An 18,393-nucleotide genomic window follows, 5' to 3' on the forward strand; every position below is an offset into this window, starting at 1 on the left:
CTTTTTTCGTCACTCCGGCGAGGCCATCTTTTTTCGTCACTTCGGTGAAGCCATCTTTTTCGTCACTCCGGCGAAGGCCGGAGTCTCAAATCGATACAAGAGATCCCGGCTAACAACATGCCGGGATGACGAGGTGTTAGTCAGTAGCACGTAAACTGGCTAAAAAGTTATTACAAAAACGTTTTCAAGTGCGCGGTAAATTCATCAGCGCCCATAAAGCCGGTTACTCTTTGTTTGCTCAATTCATTGCCTTGTAAATCAAAGAACAAAATTGATGGCAAGCCGAATACGTCGAAATGCTCCATAAGCTCAATACTTGCGTCACTGCCGGTATCGGTTAAATCAATTTGAATTAACACAGTATTTGCCAACGCTTGTTGCACATTAGCTTTCGGAAAGGTGTACTCTTCAAATTCTTTACAGGCAATACACCAGTCGGCGTACAAATCGAGCATCACGGTTTGCCCTTGGCTATTGGCCTTGGCGATTTCCTCGTTTAACTCGGCTAAGTTGTTAACAAAGATAAAAGCTTTATGCTCAACTTGCCCTTGGCTATGAGGTACTTGCGGGCTTGGCGAAATAATATGATAGAGCTTGGTTGCGCCAAAGAACAGCATCAAGAAAATCACCAGACTGCGTACGCCGTAACCAAAGGTCTTTTGCGTTTGTGAATTGGCAACATAAAAATAAGTTGCACTAGCTAACAGTAATAACGCCCATAACGCTTCGCTGATTTGCGCAGGAAGGAATCGCTCCAATAAGAAAATGGGGACAGCTAGTAGTAACAAGCCGAAGATATTTTTAATGACATTCATCCAGTTACCCGCTTTTGGCAGAATCTTACCGCCTGAGCTACCTAAAACGAGTAAGGGTAAGCCCATGCCTAAGCTCAGGGCATATAGTGCACTTGCGCCGGTAATAATGTCACCACTTTCGGCGATAAAGATTAATGCGCCGGTTAGTGGCGCCGTTGTGCATGGTGAAGCAACTAGGCCAGAGATTGCACCCATGGCAAATACACCGGTATACGAGCCCCCTTTTTGCTTGTTACTCATTTCATTGAGTTTATTTTGCCAACTTGATGGCAGAGATAAGTTGAACAACCCAAACATCGACAGTGCGAGGAAAATAAACAATACGCTTAGCACTATTAAAACAACGGGATGCTGGAACATCGCTTGAAATTGCGCACCGGCAAGCGCAACAACAACACCTAAAGCGGTGTAAGTTAACGCCATGCCTTGAACATAGAAAAATGACAAACTAAAAGCGCGTTTGGTTGATAACCCTTCACCTTGGCCAACAATAATCCCCGTTAGAATAGGATACATTGGGAACACACAAGGGGTGAATGACAACAACAAACCACCAGTAAAAAATGCCAATAAGGTGATCAGCAAACTCTCGTTTTTGAGCATATCTAATAATTCAAATTGCTCTGAGCTTTTCGCTGCATTAACTTTTTCTGTGGGTTCTTGCTCTGCTTGGCTAGGTGAGTTTGAGCTCAGCGCAGCCAAAACATCCTTGGTCGAGTGTTCAACCGGATCGAGTTCAATCGTTTTTACTACCGGTGGGTAGCAAAGGCCTTTTTTCGCACAGCCTTGATATTTTACCTGTAGTGTTGCGCCCGCTTTTGCTTCTTCAATATTGATATTGAATTTGAGCGAATCAGGGTAGATTTGCTGAAGCCCAAAAAATTCGTCTTCGTGTTCAATACCTTCGGGTAGGTTAACGGGTGAAATTGAGCTATTAGTTGGCGTGAACTTGAATTGATGGCGATAAAGGTAGTAGCCGTCTTTGACATTAAAGGTGATCTCTAATTGATTATCCTTTTGGTAGTAATCAAAAATAAAGGCTTCATCAACTTTTAAAAACTCATTATCGTTGCTAAAAAGCGATACATTAGAGGTGTCAAAAATAGGGTTTTGTGCCACAGCACTCGAACAACTAACTGTTAATGCTAACAGCCAAATCTTAATAATATTTTTCATACAGCTACTTTAAAGACTCAGTAATCCAGTTTAAATATGCGTGATTGCCAGTGTCGATATTGATGGCAATGATCTCAGGTACATCGTAAGGATGCAACTGCTCAATAGCCTGTGTTAGATCGCTCACTTTACTCGCTAAGGTTTTGATGATCAGTTGTTGCTCAATATCTTGGTGAACTTCACCTTGCCACATATAAACCGAAGTCATTTGCGGAATAATATTTACGCACGCCGCGAGCTTTTTGTTCACTACCCTATGCGCCACTTCTTTCGCTACTTCCTGTGACGGGCACGTACACAATACAATTTGATACATTTTACGTTAAACCTTTGGCTAGCCTATCTGCCTTAATTTAAAGGTATTTTACACAGCTAACGGCTTTTTACTATGCTCATAAATTGGCCTAGTGGTTGAAATAGACCTGTAAAGCCTCATATTTGTTTCAGGTTAAAGGAGTTTTTATGTTTCCCATTTTATTTTTGTTGTTCGTTCTTGTTCCTATTATTGAAATAAGTGTGTTAATTCAGGTCGGCAGTATTATTGGTACTTGGCCAACCATCGCGATAGTGATTTTAACCGCTTGGCTTGGGGCAAAGTTTGTTAAACAACAAGGTATTGCAACCTTGCGTAGTGTTCAGGAAAAATCGGCGCGTGGTGAAGTGCCGTCAGAAGAGATCATCAGCGGCTTTTTACTGTTAATTGCCGGTATTGTGCTAGTGACGCCGGGATTTGTCACCGACGCGATTGGCTTATCATTGCTAATTCCAAGTGTTCGCAAAGGCTTAATTAGTAAAGTTCAACAGCAAATTCAGGTACAGGCAACCAGCCAATCAAGCTTTCATGCGCACTTTCATCAGGGCAATACCTACGAGCACGACCCTTTTGAAGAGCAAAGCTTTAATCAACGCAATTCAACTAAACCGTCGCAAATAGGCCAAACGATAGAAGGCGAATATGAGCGCAAAGAATAATTTTTTTGCGCCATGACTTGTATTGTATTTTTTTGCCCACATTAAATGAATCAAACAAATTTTTTATTTAACACTAACCATTCTCGGAGAGAACTAAATGAGCATTCGTCCATTACACGATCGCGTAATTATCAAACGTAAAGAAGTAGAGTCAAAGTCTGCTGGCGGTATTGTATTAACTGGTAGTGCTGCTGAAAAATCTACTCGTGGTGAAGTAGTTGCTGTAGGTAACGGTCGCATCTTAGAAAACGGTGACGTGCGTGCGTTAGACGTAAAAGTTGGTGACCAAGTGATCTTCAACGAAGGCTACGGCGTGAAGACTGAAAAAATCGACGGTGAAGAAGTACTGATCCTTTCTGAATCAGACATCTTAGCAGTTGTAGAATAATAGCATAAGTATAGAACGTCATCCTCGCGAAGGCGGGGATCTCACACTAGAGATTCGACACTAAATTAGAAAGAATTTAAGGAATTAGAACAATGGCAAAAGACGTACTATTTGGTAACGACGCTCGCGCTAAAATGTTAGCGGGTGTAAACATTCTTGCTGACGCAGTAAAAGTAACATTAGGCCCTAAAGGCCGTAACGTGGTTTTAGACAAGTCATTCGGTGGCCCAACAATCACTAAAGACGGTGTTAGTGTTGCAAAAGAGATCGAATTAGAAGACAAGTTCGAAAACATGGGCGCGCAAATGGTTAAAGAAGTGGCGTCAAAAGCAAACGATGAAGCCGGTGACGGTACAACAACGGCAACTGTTTTAGCACAATCAATCGTTAACGAAGGCTTAAAATCAATTGCCGCGGGTATGAATCCAATGGATCTTAAGCGCGGTATCGACAAAGCTGTTGCGGCGGCGGTTGAACAGTTAAAAAACATCTCTACGCCATGTGCTGACAATAAAGCGATTGAGCAAGTAGGCACAATTTCAGCAAACTCAGATTCATCAGTCGGTGAAATCATTGCAACTGCAATGGATCGCGTAGGTACTGAAGGTGTTATTACCGTTGAAGAAGGTCAGTCGTTAGAAAACGAATTAGACGTTGTTGAAGGTATGCAGTTTGACCGCGGTTACTTATCGCCATACTTCATGACCAACCAAGAAAACGGTACGGTTGAGTTGGAAAATCCATTCATCTTATTAGTGGATAAGAAAGTATCTAATATCCGTGAATTACTCACCACATTAGAAGGTGTTGCAAAAGCCGGTAAGCCATTATTAATCATTGCAGAAGATGTTGAAGGTGAAGCCTTAGCAACATTGGTTGTTAACAACATGCGCGGCATCGTTAAAGTTGCTGCCGTTAAAGCGCCTGGTTTTGGTGACCGTCGTAAAGCAATGTTACAAGACATCGCAACATTAACAGCCGGTACGGTAATTTCTGAAGAAATCGGTATGGAATTAGAAAAAGCAACGTTAGAAGACTTAGGTCAAGCAAAACGCGTAGTCATTTCTAAAGACAACACAACGATTATCGACGGTATCGGTGAAGAAGCTGACATTCAAGCACGTGTTGCGCAAATTCGCGGTCAAATTGAAGAATCTACTTCTGACTACGACAAAGAAAAACTTCAAGAGCGCTTAGCTAAATTAGCTGGCGGTGTTGCGGTAATTAAAGTTGGCGCAGCAACTGAAGTTGAAATGAAAGAGAAGAAAGATCGCGTAGACGACGCATTACACGCAACTCGCGCAGCGGTTGAAGAAGGTGTAGTTGCCGGTGGTGGTGTTGCACTAGTTCGCGTTGCTGACATGATCAAAGACCTTAAAGGCGACAACGAAGATCAAAATCACGGTATCAACGTAGCACTTCGTGCGATGGAATCACCACTTCGTCAAATCGTCTCAAACTGTGGCGACGAAGCATCAGTTGTATTAAATGAAGTACGCAACGGCGAAGGTAACTTTGGTTACAACGCAGGTAACGGCACATACGGCGACATGTTAGAAATGGGTATTCTAGACCCAGCGAAAGTAACGCGCAGTGCATTACAATTTGCAGCGTCAGTTGCAGGTTTAATGCTAACAACTGAAGCAATGGTTACTGATTTACCTGCTAAAGATGCACCAGCAATGCCTGATATGGGCGGCATGGGCGGCATGGGTGGCATGGGCGGCATGATGTAACCCAACACTTAAAAAGTTGATTAAATCTGGGAGCTCAATGAGCTCCCTTTTTTTATTCAAAGGATATCTAAATACATATAAAGGCTACGAAAGGTCACCTTTGAACATTATAGCCGTTAGCACTTACGATACTCGCGAATAGTTATCTATTTGATTGAGCATCCGAGAGTCGTTGTAAATTTTGACTGAGCGCTAGTTCTAGCTCGGGTAGTAACGCGGCATGTCGTTCACCAATAATGTGATAGGCATTGAACTGGTCAATTAGGTAGCTTTGAAAATTAAGCGCAATTTCTGGCGCTAATTGATTACTCGGTTTGTAATAAATACCGTAGCTACCACGTTTTCTTTTGATGAGTTCTGGAATTAAAGCTAAGTGTTCTATTTCAATAACTTGACCAGAAAAGTCGGTCGGTAGATACGACTTCAATAAATGCGCTGTGCGTTTCGAGGCAAAGATATCAGGGCTAGTATGTAGCACACGCTTGTCACAGGGCACATTTGGCGCGCATATTAAATACATATCAGCTTTAGTTAATTTGGGCTTTACTAATATCACTCCTTCAATTTCTTGAACCGATTTATCAACGCGAATTAAATCACCATCGATTAACCCTGAACTCACTGACAAAAGACCTCGCTCCGAGGTCATATTGATGAACTCAACGTCAATACCAATATCGTTATAGGTTTTTATGATGAGTGGTTTATAAGTTTCTGCATCAGGGTGTGAAATATAGCTGATCAACATTTGCTCGGGTTTTTCAACCGCAAATGTTTGCCATGTAAAAGCGCTTAAAATCAAAATAAAAAAGACAGAGCGCATCAGGAGTGTGTTTGTGTATTGACCATATCATTAAAAATAGTCAATGAATCAAAAAATAGAAAGGGCGATTGCTCGCCCTTAGCCCCTATATGGTATTAATCATCACTCTTGTGTTTTATATTTTTCAAACCAAGCGAGTGTATTTTCTATTTTCGCTATCATGCGTGATGGCTTGCCTGCAATGCCATGTGGTGCACCCGGTACCTTAACTAAAACTGTATCAACTTTGCGTAGCTTTAACGCCTGATAAAACTGTTCAGTCTGCGCCATTGGCGTACGTAAATCTTCTTCACCTGTCATCAGTAATGTCGGGGTTGTGACATTGCCCACTAAAGACATAGGTGAGCGTTGCCAGTAGTGCTCCACGTGTTCCCATGGCATGCCTGGGAATTGTGTTGGTATTTGGCCTAAACCACTATCGGCCGTTAATACCTTGCTCAACCAGTTAATCACAGGTTTTACTACTGCAGCTGCGGCGAAACGGTCGGTTAAACCAATCGCGTATGCAGTAGCAATACCACCGGCGCTGCCACCAGCGATAAATAAGTTCTGCTCGTCGATAAAACCTAAATCAACCATGGCATCAACGCCTGAGTTGTGATCGGCAAAATCTTCTTTTGAACTGTACTTATATTTTAATAACATGGCAAAGCGCTCACCGTAAGAGCTACTACCGCGGTGGTTGTCGTAAAACACCACGTAACCTTGCGCGGCAAATCGCTGTAATTCAGCGCTAAAGTGCGGGCCATAAGCTAAGTGAGGACCACCGTGAATTTCTAATATTAGCGGATATTTTTTGCTTGGATCAAAATCGGGTGGTGTGATGTACCAGCCTTGTATAGGCTCACCATCAAATGAAGATTTATAGTTAATTTCATGAACTTTACCAAGCTGCTTGTGAGCAAGTAAGTCTTCATTGAGTGCGGTTAGCTGGGTTACTTTTGCTTTGGTGTTAACGAACGCTATATCAGCTGGGCGCTCCGAACTACCATGGGTAAAAGCAATTTTGCCAGATTCGTTGGCACTAAATGAACCACTGATATACGGACGACCTAATGTAGTGCCAGAAAGTGAATCGGCTAAGTCTTTTATTTTGCCTTTGTGGTTGATTGTCGCAACTTTACGCTTGCCAAAATCATCATAACTAAAGGCTAAACTGTTTTTTGAAATCCACTGTGGATTAGTGACTGAGCGATCAAAATCTTTAGCCAGTTCTGTTACCTCTTTCGACGACCACTGCATGATGTGTAATTTAGCATTGCGGTAAGGATTTAACGCGTTTGAGGTTTTTAAATAGGCGAGCTTTTTACCATCGGCTGAAAAAGTTGGGTTGTACTCTCGGCCCGGTGCATCGGTCAGTTGGCTTATGTCACCCGTTTTAACATTGACCGAGAATAAATTACTTTCGAGAGTTTGATATTCCCAGTCGTCAACGCGATTTGCCGAGAAGATAATTTCTTGGCCTGAAGTATGCCATGCAAGCTTGCCGCGATGATGATAATTGCCACTCGTTAATTGACGCGGTGTGCCGCCTTCACTTGGAATCACAAAAATATGATCATAGCCAGGTTTTACTAAACCTTGGCCGTCGCGTTGGTAGTATGCTTTGTCGATAACAATAACTGGCTCGGCCCACTTTGCCCCTTTAGGTTTAGCTGGCATGCTCGCTAATTTAGTCGCTTTATCCTTGACCCGTTGACTAAACGCCAACCATTTACCATCTGGCGACCAAGTTAAGCTCGAAATACCACCTTGTAATTGGCTAACTAATGCCGTTTTGTTTTCGCTTAGATAGTGAACGTGAATTTGCCAACTACCAGATAGGTTACTGACAAACGCCAACTTCGTGCCATCTGGTGACCAACGAGGCTGTGAATATTGTTTGTCGTCTGAAAACAGTGGTAACTGTGACTGTGACTTAGCATCAATTAACCACAAATTACGGTTTTTGTTGTCGGTCATGATGTCGTTGGAGTTGCGAACATAGACAACTTTTGCGCCGTCAGGCGATAATTGAGGATCGCTTGCGTACTCTAAATTAAAAATATCCGTTGCTTGAAATGTATCCGCAGCGTTGGTTTGCGCGGTAAAAAGAATCGCACCCAAAAGTGTTAGTGCGACCAAAGGGTTTGTCATTGGTTTGCTCCCAAAAAATAGATGGCGCTTATTATTGTAGTGCTATTGGTTTATTTTCCTAGCGTATTAACCGCAAAAAACATTCTGTTGAACGTGCAAGCTATTGGTTTATTTTGTTTTGTTATTATCCATGGTGTTTTGGGTTACACTCTTTTACACTTCGATAACAAAGTTAAAAGAAATGCCCGTGGTATTTTTTGTCAAATGTCATGATAACTCAATTTATTAGGGATAGCAGGATGCACTACAAAGCAATGATTACAGGCGTAATGGTAATGTTGGTCGTTGGTTGCAGCCAAACGACGGATGTGGTGCAGCAGACTCAGGCAAACCAATTGGCTATTTCGAGCGTAAAAGATGCGCCGTTTTATTATCCCAGTGGTGCGCGTTTTGCCATTGAGCCTAGGTTTGTCACTAGTGAGCTTGTCAGCCAAGCGCAGCAGCAAGCGCTTTATCAGGCGACCAGCTTATATCTTGAACAGGCGTTACGCGAGCGCGGGTTTATTTTAGTTTCGGCTGAACAATCGCCTGATTTTGTTGTCAAATTTGCCGTTGCGTTGGCAAAAGATTTGTCTGACGAATCAATTAGTGAACATTTTGGCTTGACCCCCGGTCTCTCTAACAATGAAGCGCTTAACAAGGCAAGCCTGCTAATTGCGATTGACGACGCTAGCAGTGGCCAGCGTTTTTGGCGCGGTGCAGCTCAAGGCTTTGCTAAAGAAGATGCGAGCAAGGCTTATCGAGCAGAGCGATTAAAGGCAGTTATTAACAAAGTATTAATGCAATTTGAAACCTAGCATTTACATTTGAATACAGATTTTCTGCCAAATTCTGTTTTAATGTGTAGTAGGTTAACGAGGTGAATGAAATGAAAAAATTAATCACAACTTTATTAGCAACTGTTGCAATAGCAGCGTCAGGCGTTGTATTCGCTGGTACTGCAGAGGTTACGTGGACCGAGCCAGATAAATACACCGATATGCGTCCTGCCAATGAAACCAAAGGTGGCTTTATCAAGCGTACAACGACGAGCTTAGAGAAGCACATTACTAAAATGGCTGGTAATTTACCTGAAGGTTATACCTTAAAAATGGATATCACTGATGTCAATTTAGCGGGTGAAGTTCAGTTGCGTCGCACGCAACTTATTCGAGTGGTTGATCGAGTATTTATTCCAAGTATGGCATTTAGTTATCAATTAACCGACGCTTCAGGTGAAATCGTCAAAGCAAGTGAAGAAGTAAAAATTAAAGATATGAACTTTATGGATTCGCAAGCTGCAACTACTCGCTACCGCAATCAAAGTTACAGTTATGAAAAAGCAATGTTAGACAAGTGGTTCTACGATGAGTTTTCAGATGTAATCGTTAAGTAGTTCGAACGTTACGCGATTCATAAAAAAAGCTGTGTTAAACACAGCTTTTTTTGTGGTTGTTTTTCAGGCGCTTAATAAAGCCATAACTAGTTCGCGCTATAACTCTCTTCAAAATTGGCCAATACTTGAAACAGTTGCTCAATTTTTTTCACCAGTGAAATCAGCAATTGTTGATCTTGGCTTTGTTGCCACTTTAATAAGTCATCCGCTACTTCTTCAACATACGGCTGAAAGGTATCGGCCTTGGCGTTAAAGCCAGCATCTTCGGTAAATATGGCACTAAAACCGGCTTTTTTCTGTTCGCGTAAATCTGCTAACGTGGCATCTGCGGTGAGTGACTTTTTTAAAATAATTGAAATATTATCGATAAGTTGTTGGTTGATAGCTGCTGTCATATTCTGCATCATCTGGGGGAAGTCTGTGCGGTATTATGCCAAAACTAATGACAAAGTGTTAGTTTGACCTGTGAATGCGCCGTGGTCGTCATGTTTTTGCAGTCATCGAAAAAAATCTCTGCTAGGATTGAAATAAGCCATTAATTTAGAAAGTTAATTTATGTTATCGATCAGTCGTTGGGTCATCTTTTTTTCGCTTTTTTGCAGTTCCTTTGTACTCATAGCAAAGGAACAATCAGATGTCTCACTCAAAGAGCTATTAAATAAACCTGAGACAACAATATCACAAGATAGTGCGACACAAGCGGATGACGTTGTGCTTGATGACTATCAACGCGGTCAACCACAAAGCTCGTTGAGTGGCTTTTTATCTGCGTTGCAGCAATATGACTATGAGTTGGCGACTCATTATATGGACTTTCGCAATTTATCGCCCGACACCAAAGCAATAGCGCCTGAAGAACTCGCTAAAATGTTTCACGTGGTGCTGCGTCGAACGATCTGGATTGACACAACGGCAATAAGTGAAGAGCCGTTGGGTAATTTACAAGATGGCTTGCCGTCCTATCGGGAGCTGTTTGGCACTATCGCTACCCCTTCTGGTGATGTTCGCCTGTACTTGCAACGCATTCCAAGAGCGTCAGATAAAGCGAGAATTTGGAAAATCTCGAATGCTACTGTCGATAAAATCCCGTATTTGAGCCAACAATATGCCTATTCTGAATTTGGTGAGTGGCTTTCTGAACACACACCAAACTATGATTTTCTGGGTGTTGAGCTATGGCAATGGTTATATTTTTCAGCGGCGTTAATTTTTTACTATTTTGTTTCTCTGCTGATCACTTGGTTGGTAAGCAAAGGGATTTCACGGGTGCGACCTAATACCCATCAAGAGTTTTATCGTTTTTTACGTGGTCCAGTGACCATATTATTAACGATTGAGCTATCGCGTTTATTTGTTGCCCAATCAAACATCACAATAGCCGTACAAGCGATCATGGACGGAGCAACCTTACTCGTTTTTGCTTGGATTTGGTTATTTGTGCGTTTGATTGATTTATTCAATATAAAACTTAAGGCGCGATTTTTAGCGCAAGATAAACCGCTAGCGATTTATTTGTTAAGACCGGCAAGTACGGTCGCGAAAATAATAGTTGTGATCACCGGTTTATTGCTTTGGTTTGAAAATTTAGGGTTTAGCGCTACCACTTTACTGGCCGGTTTAGGTATTGGTGGTTTAGCTATCGCGCTTGCCGCGCAAAAAACGGTTGAGAATATTATCGGCGCAATTACCTTATATACCTCAGCGCCTGTTAAAGTTGGTCACGTTTGTCGGTTTGGCAATGTTTTTGGTGTGGTTGAAGAAATCGGTTTGCGCGCGACAAGGATTCGCACCCTAGATCGCACAGTTATCCATATTGCCAATGCTCAATTTGTCGACTTACAACTCGAAAATATTTCTGAGCGAGAAAAGATAGCCTATCGCCCTGAAATTATCCTCAAGCCATCTGCTTCTGCGCAGCAAATTGAACAGCTACTGAGTCAAATCAAAAACTTACTAATAGCGCACCCAGAAATCGCCGACGAGCCACTTCGCGTGGTGTTTAAAGGCTTTAGTTTGCAAGGGCTACAACTTGATATTTTAGCGTATGTTAGCACGACTGATTACGATCAATATTTAGCCGTAACCAACGAGCTAAACCTCGCGTTGACTTCGGCTTTAGCCGATTGCCATTGTGAGCTTGCCAATATCCAGATGGTCGATGGGCAGGCATAGTAACGCCTCAATATGAGGCGTATTAAGCTTAACTAAAATTAGCGAAGAATGAGCGCCAGCTAAACTTTAAACGTCCCGCCCATTATTAACTTGTGAGGTGCTGGTTATTCGCAGCCACCTCCACCATCATCGAAAAAGCCACCTGAACTATTGCTACCACCTGAGCCCCCAGTTTCAAAAATATTTATGCTGAAAATGATTTTTAATACAATAACAAACAAGCAAAAACCGACAATCAAAGGGGCTAAAACACTTTCAAATAAACTATCAGAATTTAAATCAACAGCTTCGTAAGATAGACATAAACTAGCAAAGATAATTAACCAAAACTTCATTTATTCTTCCTCCATGATTTTGGCACTATAAGCACCTAACAATAGTAACAATAGTAACAATAGTAACAATAGTAACAATAGTAACAATAGTAACAATAGTCATATTTATAAGGAAAACGGAGTTTTACTGGGCTCGCCGGCAATTTCACTGACCACTTTAGGCATTAGAAAGCCCGGTAAAATTGCCATGGTTTGCTTGATGATCGTGCGAACTTGCTCGGTGGTTAAGTCAAAGTGAGCCGCGCCTTGGACTTTATCGAAAATATGCAAGTAATACGGCTGAATGCCAATATCAAATAAGTCTTCACTTAACTGACTTAAGATCTCTGCGCTATCGTTTACGCTTTTTAGCAAGGTGCTCTGGTTAAAGACCGGAATACGCGCATCAGTAAACTTAGCGACGGCTTTAGCCAGTGCCAAATCAATTTCATTACTGTGATTGATGTGCAGAACAACCGCAACTTTAAGGCGCGATTTTACCAAGCGTTCAACTAACCCAGATGTTACCCGCGCAGGGATAACAACAGGTAAGCGCGTGTGAATGCGCAAGCGTTTAACATGTGAAATCGTTTCTATTTCACTAATTAACCAAGCCAAGTGCTGATCGTTAGCCATTAGTGGATCGCCACCACTGAATATCACTTCATTGATTTCACGATGATTTTTAATGTAATCAAGGGCTGACTGCCAGCGCTGTTTATTTGGGCTGTTATCTTGATAGGGAAAGTGACGGCGAAAGCAGTAGCGACAGTTAACCGCACAACCGGCTTTGACTATCATTAACACGCGGTGTTTGTATTTGTGCAGTAGCCCTTCGGCAACGGTATCGTGCTCTTCAAGCGGATCAGCAAAATAACCTGTTTGCTCAATAAATTCATCACTACGGGGCATGACTTGTGCGAGTAAAGGATCGTCAATTTGGCCTTTTTCCATTCTTGAGATAAAAGGCAAGGGCACCCGTACAGGGAAAAGTTTGCGCGCGCTAAAATGTTCTCGATAACTTTCAACGTCTAAATCAAGCATTTTTAACAGCTTTTGTGGATCTGTCACCACATTTGCCAATTCTTTTTGCCAAGAAGTGTGCAAATCACTGTTAATTTGAGTTATTATCTCGGGCATTTGAAAGACATCTCCGTTTAAATTACGAGAACAATTATGGCGACTTTTAGTACAAACCAATTTAAAGCCGGGCTTAAGATAATGCTTGACGGCGAACCATGCAACATTCTTGAGAACGAATTAGTAAAACCGGGTAAAGGCCAAGCGTTTAACCGCGTTAAAATTCGCAAGTTAATCTCAGGTAAAGTATTAGAGAAAACTTTTAAGTCAGGTGAAAGTGTCGATGGCGCAGACGTAATGGACACAGATTTAGCGTATTTATACGCTGACGGTGAATTCTGGCACTTTATGAACAACGAAACCTTTGAACAAATTGCCGCTGACGACAAAGCCGTAGGCGACATGGAGAAATGGTTAGTTGAAGGCGACGTTTGTACCATCACATTATGGGACGGCTCACCCATTGCGGTAACGCCACCAAACTTTGTTGAGTTAGAAGTGACTGAAACAGACCCAGGCTTAAAAGGTGATACCGCTGGCACTGGTGGTAAACCTGCAACGTTAAGTACTGGTGCTGTTGTCCGTGTACCGCTGTTCGTACAAATTGGTGAAGTGGTTAAAGTAGATACCCGCTCAGGCGAATACGTTTCTCGCGCTGGTAAACAATAATAGATACACAATATATTGATAAAAGCCTGCAGTTAGCAGGCTTTTTTGTTATTTGCTACGTAGAGTTATCCAATATTAAAGTTTGTATGATAGGTATTACGTATCATTGAAAAGCGAAACTTTGCCCATACCTATAGGCATACACTATTGGCATGCTTCGATTGCTGTGAAAGCTGAGGTTTAAACTATGCAACCCGCATTAGAGATCACTGGATTAGAAAAAGTATACAAAGGGGGCTTTAAGGCCCTTAAAGGTATCGATTTATCTGTCGCGCAAGGCGACTTTTTTGCTTTGTTAGGGCCTAATGGCGCCGGTAAATCAACAACGATTGGTGTTATTACCTCGTTGGTCAATAAAACGGCGGGCGAAGTGAAAGTCTTTGGTCACAGTATTGATAACGAACTCGAAGCGGCGAAAAGCTATATTGGCTTGGTTCCTCAAGAGTTTAACTTTAACCAGTTTGAATCGCTGACGCGAATTTTAGTCAACCAAGCAGGTTATTATGGCGTGCCGCGAGATTTAGCGCATCAACGCGCAGAAAAATATTTAAAGCAGCTCGATTTGTGGGATAAGCGCGACAACGCTGCCCGCATGCTCTCAGGCGGTATGAAGCGCCGCTTAATGATCGCACGGGCATTAATGCACGAACCCAAAGTGTTGATCTTAGATGAACCAACCGCTGGCGTTGATATCGAGCTGCGCCGCTCAATGTGGGAGTTCTTAATTGAACTCAACAAGCAGGGTATTACTATTATTTTAACCACGCATTACCTCGAAGAAGCGGAAATGCTTTGTCGCAACATTGCGATTATCGACAGCGGTGAAATCGTCAAAAACACCTCGATGAAAGCGTTATTGGCGACGTTAGATATTGAAACTTTTGTTTTAGATGTAGAACAACTGCCCGAGTCATTATCACTTGAGGGCACGTACCGCGTGGTTGATGGCAACACTATTGAAGTTGAAGTATCGAAAGCTGAGTCACTCAACGGTGTCTTCGCTCAGCTTTCAACACAAGGCGTTGAAGTTAAAAGTATGCGTAACAAAAGTAATCGCCTAGAAGAGTTATTTGTTCGATTAGTTAACAGCAAAGAAGGAGCGCAATAACATGCAAAATCAAAACAACTTTATTGCGCTTAAAAGCATCATGCATAAAGAAGTACATCGCTTTATGCGTATTTGGGTGCAAACATTAGTACCTCCAGCAATTACCATTAGTTTATATTTTGTAATTTTTGGCTCGCTGATTGGCGCTCGTATTGGTCAAATGGGCGGCTTTGATTACATGACCTTTATCGTTCCTGGCTTAATTATGATGAGTGTCATTACTAACTCATACTCTAATGTTGCCTCATCATTTTTTAGTGCTAAATGGCAGCGCAATGTTGAAGAAATGCTGGTTGCGCCAGTACCTAACTGGGTCATTGTCGCAGGCTACGTTGGCGGTGGTATGGCGCGTGGTATCTTGGTTGGTTTGATTGTCACTGTCATCGCCATGTTTTTTACTGATATTCAAATTCACAATATTTGGGTGATTTTGATAACCGTGAGTTTAACCGCAGCCGTTTTTGCGTTAGGTGGTCTAATAAACGCTGTTTTTGCTGGCAGCTTTGATGATATCTCGATTATTCCTACCTTTGTCTTAACGCCGTTAACCTATTTGGGTGGCGTGTTCTATTCTTTAAGCTTGTTACCGGAGTTTTGGCAAGGGGTGTCCAAGCTTAACCCAATCGTCTATATGGTGAGTGCGTTTCGCTACGGCTTCTTGGGTTATCAAGATGTTAGCTTAACGACATCATTTATTGTGATTGGCGTGTTTATTGTTAGCTTATACGCGATTGCGATGACGTTAATTTCACGTGGCATAGGACTGAGAAGCTAATGAGTTTTGGTGATTCTAAAGCGATTGTTTCAAATCAAGAGGGGATTCACGACAAACTTGAAGAAATCGTGAAAAAGCACTTGAGTCACACGTTTGAAAAGCCCTATTCACAGCACACGTTAGCGGTTTTCAATGCGCTTGATAAGGAAGTAAAACAGTTTGACGGCGAGGTTATTCTAGATGCTTGTTGCGGAGTTGGCCAAAGCACGCGTATTCTGGCGAAACGCAACCCACAAGCTTTAGTCATTGGTGTCGATAAATCAGCCCACCGTATCGAGCGCAACGTTGATGAGCACATAGATACGAGTTTGGCTAATTTACCCAATGTACGCTTGGTAAGAGCTGATTTGAACGACTTTTATCGCTTGGTTGCGCAGGCTAATTGGCCAATAAAGCAGCACTATATTTTGTATCCCAACCCATGGCCTAAAGCAAAACACATCCAGCGTCGTTGGCATGGCAGTGCAGTTTTGCCGCAAATACTCGCCATTGGTGAGCGCATAGAGCTGAGAAGCAATTGGCCGCTATACTTGCAAGAGTTTGCCAAGGCTGCGGAATTCGTTGGTGGTTTTGAAACTGAGTTTAAGCAAGTGATAGATGATGAGCCGATAACGCCATTTGAAGCGAAATATCGGGCGAGTGGCCAAACGTGTTTTCAACTGGTATTAAGCCGACAATAAGCGGTTAAATTCACTAATATTTTGTCAGTTTAGCAATGTTATTCGTTATGTGTCGTTAAAGCTGTTGCGAAATTTTATTAAAATCAATCGGTTATAAGTTGGCGTGTATTTTGATTCTCTGTTATATGAATTAAGGAGAGAATCATGCAAACACAGATAAAAAAACATGTATTAAAAAATGCACTTATCGGCTTGTTAATGTTGGAAATGATGTTGATCATCAGCGTTAATTTCATTCGTTAGTTGATAAAAAAAACAAGACTTTTTATCAAAATTTTATTACAGTGCCGCTCTTATAGATCAAATGTATTGTAGCTATTTAGCGATGTAACCTAAGTAAGGATACTTTTTAGAAAGCTTGTTGGTAAGTTTTCGTGTCGCTTATCAAGGTATACCAATTGAAATATTGATTTTTATTGGTATCAAACAAGGTTTTAATTAGTTTTGCGTACTGTTTTAAATAAAATGAACCCTACGTCGCGCCGAGCAAGTGCGTCGCAAGAATCATTACATAGAATTTTCACCATTCCTGAAGCGCCAGATTCAACGCTTGGCGTGATCGAAAAGGAAATGTCTGAAAACTTATTAGGCTTTCTTGGTCAGCATATTGTCGCTGTTGAAAAGCCGCTTAATGAGATCGAAAAAGACTTTGCCTGTTCTGCATTGCCAGAAGAGCCCGAGTTTGTTTCCGATCATATGCATCACTTACTTGAAAAACTTGTTGCTCAATCAGTTCATACCTCAAGCCCTAGCTTTATTGGGCACATGACTTCAGCCTTACCTTATTTTATTTTACCATTGTCAAAGTTGATGGTTGGTCTCAATCAGAATTTGGTCAAAATCGAAACCTCAAAAGCCTTTACCCCGCTTGAGCGTCAAGTGCTTGGTATGATGCATCGTTTGGTTTATGGCAATCATGATGAGTTTTATCAGCAATGGATGCACAGCGCCGATCACTCACTTGGTGCTATGTGCTCAGGCGGTACGGTAGCGAACCTCACCGCGTTATGGGTTGCTCGCAATAACTTACTCAAAGCGGATGGTGACTTTAAAGGCGTTGCTCGCGAAGGTCTATTTAATGCATTGAAGCACTATCAATATGACGGCTTAGCAATTTTAGTGTCTGAGCGCGGTCATTATTCCTTGAAGAAATCGGCTGATGTTCTCGGTATTGGCCAAGATAGCGTTATTGCTATTCCAACCGATGAAAACAACAAAATTGATCTGCAAAAACTCGAGCAAAAATGCCAAGCGTTAACCGATAACAACATTCGAATTTTAAGCTTAGTCGGCGTTGCTGGTACTACTGAAACTGGCAATATCGATCCGCTTAAAGAAATGGCAGCAATCGCTCAACGTTTTAACTGTCATTTCCATGTTGATGCTGCTTGGGGCGGCGCAACGCTATTATCGAATAAACATCGCGGTTTAATGGATGGCATCGAACTAGCGGATTCGGTCACCATTGACGCGCACAAACAAATGTATGTGCCTATGGGCGCGGGTTTGGTGGTCTTTAAAAACCCTGCATCGGTGGCTGCGATTGAGCATCACGCAGAATATATTCTGCGTAAAGGCTCAAAGGATTTAGGTTCTCATACCTTAGAAGGCTCGCGACCAGGTATGGCGATGTTGGTATACGCGAGCTTGCATATTATCAGCCGCCAAGGCTATGAAATGCTGATCAACCAAAGCATTGAAAAAGCCCATTACTTTGCCGAACAAATTAATAATCACCCCGAGTTTGAGTTGGTTACCTCGCCAGAGCTGTGTTTATTGACGTATCGTTACGTGCCAAAAGAAGTACAAGCCATGCTTGAGATTGCTTCTGACGAACAGGTTGAGGTGATCAATAGCTTATTGGATAAGCTCACTAAGTTTATTCAAAAGCGTCAGCGTGAAAATGGTAAGTCATTTGTTTCGCGTACGCGTATTGAAGTGAGTCGCTACCAAGGCAAGAAAGTACTGGTTTTTCGGGTGGTATTGGCAAACCCATTAACTACGAAAGAAATTCTTAACGATATACTTGCTGAGCAATGTGAGTTGGCAAAAGAATCACAGCAATACTTACCTGAATTACTCGCCCACGTAGCAAATACATAAAGCTTGAAGGCGATAACGCTAAAAGGCTGTAACCTATACCGCCATTCCGCTTTATCGCATTCCGGCCTTCC

18 protein-coding genes are annotated in these 18,393 nt (G+C 42.1%); 11 read left to right on the forward strand and 7 right to left on the reverse strand.

Going from position 1 to position 18,393, the window contains the following annotated elements:
* Positions 1 to 170 precede the first annotated feature (170 nt).
* Both LP316_RS05110 and cutA read right to left on the reverse strand, forming a co-directional pair.
* Positions 171 to 1,991, reverse strand: a complete 1,821-nt coding sequence (locus tag LP316_RS05110) for a protein-disulfide reductase DsbD (RefSeq protein WP_193023006.1) — start codon at positions 1,989 to 1,991, stop codon at positions 171 to 173.
* A 4-nt stretch (positions 1,992 to 1,995) separates the two neighbouring features.
* A complete protein-coding gene (gene cutA / locus LP316_RS05115; RefSeq protein WP_193023008.1) occupies positions 1,996 to 2,307 on the reverse strand; it encodes a divalent-cation tolerance protein CutA in 312 nt (103 codons plus the stop codon).
* 146 nt (positions 2,308 to 2,453) lie between these two features.
* Between cutA and LP316_RS05120 the strand changes: the two genes are divergently transcribed.
* From LP316_RS05120 to groL, 3 genes are all read left to right on the forward strand, one after another.
* Positions 2,454 to 2,963, forward strand: a complete 510-nt coding sequence (locus LP316_RS05120) for an FxsA family protein (protein ID WP_193023010.1) — start codon at positions 2,454 to 2,456, stop codon at positions 2,961 to 2,963.
* A 97-nt stretch (positions 2,964 to 3,060) separates the two neighbouring features.
* Positions 3,061 to 3,351, forward strand: a complete 291-nt coding sequence (locus tag LP316_RS05125; protein WP_193023012.1) for a co-chaperone GroES — start codon at positions 3,061 to 3,063, stop codon at positions 3,349 to 3,351.
* A gap of 92 nt (positions 3,352 to 3,443) precedes the next feature.
* Positions 3,444 to 5,087, forward strand: coding sequence for a chaperonin GroEL (gene groL / locus LP316_RS05130; RefSeq protein ID WP_193023014.1), 1,644 nt, complete (start codon positions 3,444 to 3,446; stop codon positions 5,085 to 5,087).
* 142 nt (positions 5,088 to 5,229) lie between these two features.
* Here groL and LP316_RS05135 read toward each other — a convergent pair whose 3' ends face one another.
* Together LP316_RS05135 and LP316_RS05140 are read right to left on the reverse strand one after the other, a co-directional pair.
* Positions 5,230 to 5,910: a hypothetical protein gene (locus tag LP316_RS05135; RefSeq protein ID WP_193023016.1), complete on the reverse strand. Its 681-nt coding sequence runs from the start codon at positions 5,908 to 5,910 to the stop codon at positions 5,230 to 5,232.
* A gap of 102 nt (positions 5,911 to 6,012) precedes the next feature.
* Complete coding sequence (locus LP316_RS05140; RefSeq protein WP_193023018.1) at positions 6,013 to 8,046, reverse strand: S9 family peptidase; 2,034 nt, start codon at positions 8,044 to 8,046, stop codon at positions 6,013 to 6,015.
* 239 nt (positions 8,047 to 8,285) lie between these two features.
* On the opposite strand from LP316_RS05140, the gene LP316_RS05145 reads away from it, so the two are divergent.
* Together LP316_RS05145 and LP316_RS05150 are read left to right on the forward strand one after the other, a co-directional pair.
* Positions 8,286 to 8,843 carry a DUF4136 domain-containing protein gene (locus LP316_RS05145; RefSeq protein ID WP_193023020.1) on the forward strand — a complete coding sequence of 186 codons (558 nt, stop codon included), beginning with the start codon at positions 8,286 to 8,288 and terminating at the stop codon, positions 8,841 to 8,843.
* A gap of 71 nt (positions 8,844 to 8,914) precedes the next feature.
* Positions 8,915 to 9,421: a DUF3016 domain-containing protein gene (locus LP316_RS05150; RefSeq protein ID WP_193023022.1), complete on the forward strand. Its 507-nt coding sequence runs from the start codon at positions 8,915 to 8,917 to the stop codon at positions 9,419 to 9,421.
* An 86-nt stretch (positions 9,422 to 9,507) separates the two neighbouring features.
* On the opposite strand, the gene LP316_RS05155 is transcribed toward LP316_RS05150, so the two are convergent.
* Positions 9,508 to 9,816 (reverse strand): hypothetical protein, encoded by a 309-nt coding sequence (locus tag LP316_RS05155; RefSeq protein ID WP_193023024.1) that lies wholly within the window; start codon positions 9,814 to 9,816, stop codon positions 9,508 to 9,510.
* A gap of 160 nt (positions 9,817 to 9,976) precedes the next feature.
* Between LP316_RS05155 and LP316_RS05160 the strand changes: the two genes are divergently transcribed.
* A complete protein-coding gene (locus LP316_RS05160) occupies positions 9,977 to 11,593 on the forward strand; it encodes a mechanosensitive ion channel family protein (protein WP_193023026.1) in 1,617 nt (538 codons plus the stop codon).
* Positions 11,594 to 11,697: 104 nt separating this feature from the next.
* Here LP316_RS05160 and LP316_RS05165 read toward each other — a convergent pair whose 3' ends face one another.
* Positions 11,698 to 11,928 carry a hypothetical protein gene (locus LP316_RS05165; protein ID WP_193023028.1) on the reverse strand — a complete coding sequence of 77 codons (231 nt, stop codon included), beginning with the start codon at positions 11,926 to 11,928 and terminating at the stop codon, positions 11,698 to 11,700.
* 105 nt (positions 11,929 to 12,033) lie between these two features.
* A complete protein-coding gene (gene epmB / locus LP316_RS05170; protein WP_193023030.1) occupies positions 12,034 to 13,047 on the reverse strand; it encodes an EF-P beta-lysylation protein EpmB in 1,014 nt (337 codons plus the stop codon).
* A gap of 36 nt (positions 13,048 to 13,083) precedes the next feature.
* Between epmB and efp the strand changes: the two genes are divergently transcribed.
* The 5 genes from efp (at position 13,084) to panP (ending at position 18,322) form a co-directional block, all read left to right on the forward strand.
* A complete protein-coding gene (efp, locus tag LP316_RS05175; RefSeq protein WP_193023032.1) occupies positions 13,084 to 13,656 on the forward strand; it encodes an elongation factor P in 573 nt (190 codons plus the stop codon).
* 187 nt (positions 13,657 to 13,843) lie between these two features.
* On the forward strand, positions 13,844 to 14,764 hold the full coding sequence (locus LP316_RS05180; protein ID WP_193023034.1) for an ABC transporter ATP-binding protein: 921 nt from the start codon (positions 13,844 to 13,846) through the stop codon (positions 14,762 to 14,764).
* A 1-nt stretch (position 14,765) separates the two neighbouring features.
* Positions 14,766 to 15,539 carry an ABC transporter permease gene (locus tag LP316_RS05185; RefSeq protein ID WP_193023036.1) on the forward strand — a complete coding sequence of 258 codons (774 nt, stop codon included), beginning with the start codon at positions 14,766 to 14,768 and terminating at the stop codon, positions 15,537 to 15,539.
* Positions 15,539 to 16,219: a tRNA (guanine(46)-N(7))-methyltransferase TrmB gene (trmB, locus tag LP316_RS05190; protein WP_193023038.1), complete on the forward strand. Its 681-nt coding sequence runs from the start codon at positions 15,539 to 15,541 to the stop codon at positions 16,217 to 16,219. The genes LP316_RS05185 and trmB overlap by 1 nt, the downstream gene beginning before the upstream one ends.
* 465 nt (positions 16,220 to 16,684) lie before the next feature.
* Positions 16,685 to 18,322, forward strand: coding sequence for a pyridoxal-dependent aspartate 1-decarboxylase PanP (gene panP, locus LP316_RS05195; protein ID WP_193023813.1), 1,638 nt, complete (start codon positions 16,685 to 16,687; stop codon positions 18,320 to 18,322).
* Positions 18,323 to 18,393: the final 71 nt, after the last annotated feature.

The organism is Thalassotalea sp. LPB0316, from assembly GCF_014898095.1.
GTDB lineage: Bacteria > Pseudomonadota > Gammaproteobacteria > Enterobacterales > Alteromonadaceae > Thalassotalea_G.